The following is a 3,055-nucleotide window of genomic DNA, read 5'->3' on the forward strand; positions in this document are numbered from 1 at the left end:
GGGCCCCGTCGGCGTCCGTGCTGCTGCCCCGCGTCACGCCTTCAGGCGTTCCACCGCCGCCCGCACCCGCTCGTCCGTGGCGGTGAGGGCGACGCGTACGAACCGCTCGCCGGCCGGGCCGTAGAAGTCGCCCGGTGCCACCAGGATGCCGAGCTCGGCGAGGCGGGCGACGGTGTCCCAGCAGGACTCGTCGCGGGTGGCCCAGAGGTAGAGCCCGCCCTCGCTGTGCTCGATGCGGAAGCCGTGCCCCAGGAGGGCCATCCGCAGCGCGGTGCGGCGGGCCGTGTAGCGCTCGCGCTGGACGCGGACGTGCTCGTCGTCGCCCAGCGCCGCCACCACGGCCGCCTGGGTGGGCGCCGAGGTCATCATGCCGCCGTGCTTGCGGATCTGCAGCAGCGGGCCGAGGACGGCCGGGTCGCCGGCCAGGAAGGCGGCGCGGTAGCCCGCGAGGTTGGACCGCTTGGACAGCGAGTGCACGGCGACGATGCCGTCGTACGAGCCGCCGTTGACGTCCGGGTGCAGCACCGAGACCGGGTCGGCGTCCCAGCCCAGTTCGAGGTAGCACTCGTCGGAGAGGACCAGGACGCCGTGCTCGCGGGCCCAGGCGACGATGCGGGTCAGCTCCGCCTTGGGGAGCACCCGGCCCGTGGGGTTGGACGGGGAGTTCAGCCAGAGGAGCTTCAGGCCCGTCGGGTCCAGCTCGGTCGGGTCGTCGTACGCCTCGTACTCCGCGCGGGCCAGGCGGGCGCCGACCTCGTACGTCGGATAGGCCAGGCGCGGGTACGCCACCCGGTCGCCGGGACCGAGGCCCAGCTGGGTGGGGAGCCAGGCGACCAGTTCCTTGGAGCCGACGACCGGCAGCACATGGTGGTGGGTGATCCCGCGGGCACCCAGACGACGCTCCGCCCAGCGGGTGAGCGCGTCCCGCAGTTCCGGGGTGCCCCAGACCGTGGGATAGCCCGGGGAGTCCGCGGCGGCGATCAGGGCCTTCTGGATCGGCTCGGGGACGGGGTCGACGGGGGTGCCCACGGAGAGGTCGACGATGCCGTCGGGGTGCGCGGCGGCGGTCTTCTTGTACGGCTCGAGCTTGTCCCAGGGGAAGGTGGGCAAGCGGTCGGAGACTGCGGACACGGTTACTGGCTCACTTTCATCGGTACGCGTCGGTACACGCCGGTACGGCAAACGCCTCGGCCCCGTACGGCGCCGATCGGGGTGATCAGGCCGTACGGGACCGAGGCGGCGCGGGCGCGGACCGCTTCCGGGCCGCCCTGGTGCTTACGCCTGCGGCGGCAGCGCGGCGATGAACGGGTGGTCGCGCTCGATCAGCCCGAGCTTGCTGGCGCCGCCGGGCGAGCCGAGGTCGTCGAAGAACTCGACGTTGGCCTTGTAGTAGTCCTTCCACTCCTCGGGAGTGTCGTCCTCGTAGAAGATGGCCTCGACCGGGCAGACCGGTTCACAGGCGCCGCAGTCGACGCATTCGTCCGGGTGGATGTACAAGGACCGCTGGCCCTCGTAGATGCAGTCGACCGGGCACTCCTCGATGCACGCCTTGTCCTTCACGTCGACACAAGGCTGCGCGATGACGTAGGTCACGCTGTCGTTCCTCCTCGATAGGGCGCTGGCGGGCCTCCTCAGGCTCCGCCGCCTGGCGCGCGGGAGCGCGGCGTCGTCGATGCCCGCCCCTAGTATCTCCGTTCTTGGGCATGATCCGAACAGGAGGGGTGTACCGACCTGTGGAAATCTCCGCCGCCGGACGTCTAGAGGTCCGCATCACCACTGCTGACGTGGGCAAACGGGTCTCCGTACGGAGCTTGATCGAACATGGTCCCCCGGGTGAGAGGTTCACCGACGTGGTCGGAGTTCTCACATCATGGGACAGCGGTGTGCTGCGGATCACACGGAAGAACGGCGAGAGCGTCCTCGTCCGGGAATCCGCGCTGGTCGCGGGCAAGGTGGTGCCGTCCGCACCGGCCCGCCGACGTGGTCCGGCCGCCTCGTACGAGGAGCTGGCGCGGGTCGCCGCGCGGGCGTGGCAGCCCGTGGAGAGCGAGCGGCTGGGCGATTGGGAGCTGAGGGCGGCGGCCGGGTTCACCCGCCGGGCCAACTCGGTGCTGCCGCTCGGCGACCCGGGCGTGCCGCTGGACGAGGCGCTGACGACCGTGTGCCGCTGGTACGCCGAGCGCGGACTGCCCGCCTACGTGCAGACGGCGACCGGTGCCGAGGGCACGCAGGAGGCGCTGGGCGCGGAGCTGGAGCGGCGGGGCTGGGTGCGGGAGGTGACCGCCGAGCTGTGGGTCGGCGCGCTCGCGCCGGTCGCCGACGCGGGCCCGGACCCGTCCGGCGGCGAACCGGCCGGGGTGGACGTCCTGCTGTCCCGGGAGGCCGACGAGGGGTGGCTCGCGCGCTATCAGCGCCGGGGCGTGAGCGAGGTCGCCCTGAAGGTGCTGGGAGGGGGGACCCCCGTGAGTGGGGGAGAAGCCGGAAGTGGGGGAAGCCCGTCGGTGTGGTTCGCGACCGTGCCGGCGGGGCACGGTGGACCCGAGGGCGGTACTCCGGGCGATGCCGCTCCCGCCGCGATCGGGCGGTGTGTCGTGGACGGCCGATGGGCCGGTTTCGCCGCCGTCGAGGTGGATCCGGCGCTGCGGCGGCGCGGGCTCGCAAGCGCCGTGATGGCCGCGCTGGCCCGGCGGGCGCTCGACGAGGGCGCGTCGGCCGCCTGGCTCCAGGTCGAGGACGACAACACGGCGGCTCACGCCCTGTACGGCGGGATGGGTTTCGCCGCGCACCACGCGTACCACCACTACCGCGCGCCCCGGTCGTCGGCTCCGGCCGGCGACGGGGCGCCGTGAGAGGGCACGAACCGGTCATGCGCTCCCCCCATCCTCCGCTCCCGGAACGCTCCGCCGAGCTGCGGCGGCGGTTCGCCGAGGAGGCCCGGTCCGAGCGGCCCGATCTGGCCACGCTGTGCCTGCTGGTCGGCGCGGTGGCGGACGGCACGCTGGACGAGGCGGGCATCGACGCCGCGCAGATCGAGCTGGACGCGCTGGCCGGCCGC

3 protein-coding genes and 1 pseudogene are annotated in these 3,055 nt (G+C 73.3%); 2 read left to right on the forward strand and 2 right to left on the reverse strand.

The features are described 5' to 3' along the window. Positions 1–33 precede the first annotated feature (33 nt). Positions 34–1,131 (reverse strand): bifunctional succinyldiaminopimelate transaminase/glutamate-prephenate aminotransferase, encoded by a 1,098-nt coding sequence (locus AOK11_RS31225; protein ID WP_055597056.1) that lies wholly within the window; start codon positions 1,129–1,131, stop codon positions 34–36. A 144-nt stretch (positions 1,132–1,275) separates the two neighbouring features. Next, positions 1,276–1,593: a ferredoxin gene (gene fdxA / locus AOK11_RS31230; protein ID WP_055572727.1), complete on the reverse strand. Its 318-nt coding sequence runs from the start codon at positions 1,591–1,593 to the stop codon at positions 1,276–1,278. Positions 1,594–1,733: 140 nt separating this feature from the next. On the opposite strand from fdxA, the gene AOK11_RS31235 reads away from it, so the two are divergent. Together AOK11_RS31235 and AOK11_RS46890 are read left to right on the forward strand one after the other, a co-directional pair. Continuing rightward, on the forward strand, positions 1,734–2,849 hold the full coding sequence (locus AOK11_RS31235) for a GNAT family N-acetyltransferase (RefSeq protein ID WP_055597057.1): 1,116 nt from the start codon (positions 1,734–1,736) through the stop codon (positions 2,847–2,849). Positions 2,850–2,866: 17 nt separating this feature from the next. Further along, a pseudogene (locus AOK11_RS46890) lies at positions 2,867–3,055 on the forward strand (hypothetical protein); the annotation flags it as partial.

This window comes from Streptomyces hirsutus, from assembly GCF_001418415.1.
GTDB classification, from domain to species: Bacteria; Actinomycetota; Actinomycetes; order Streptomycetales; family Streptomycetaceae; genus Streptomyces; species Streptomyces hirsutus.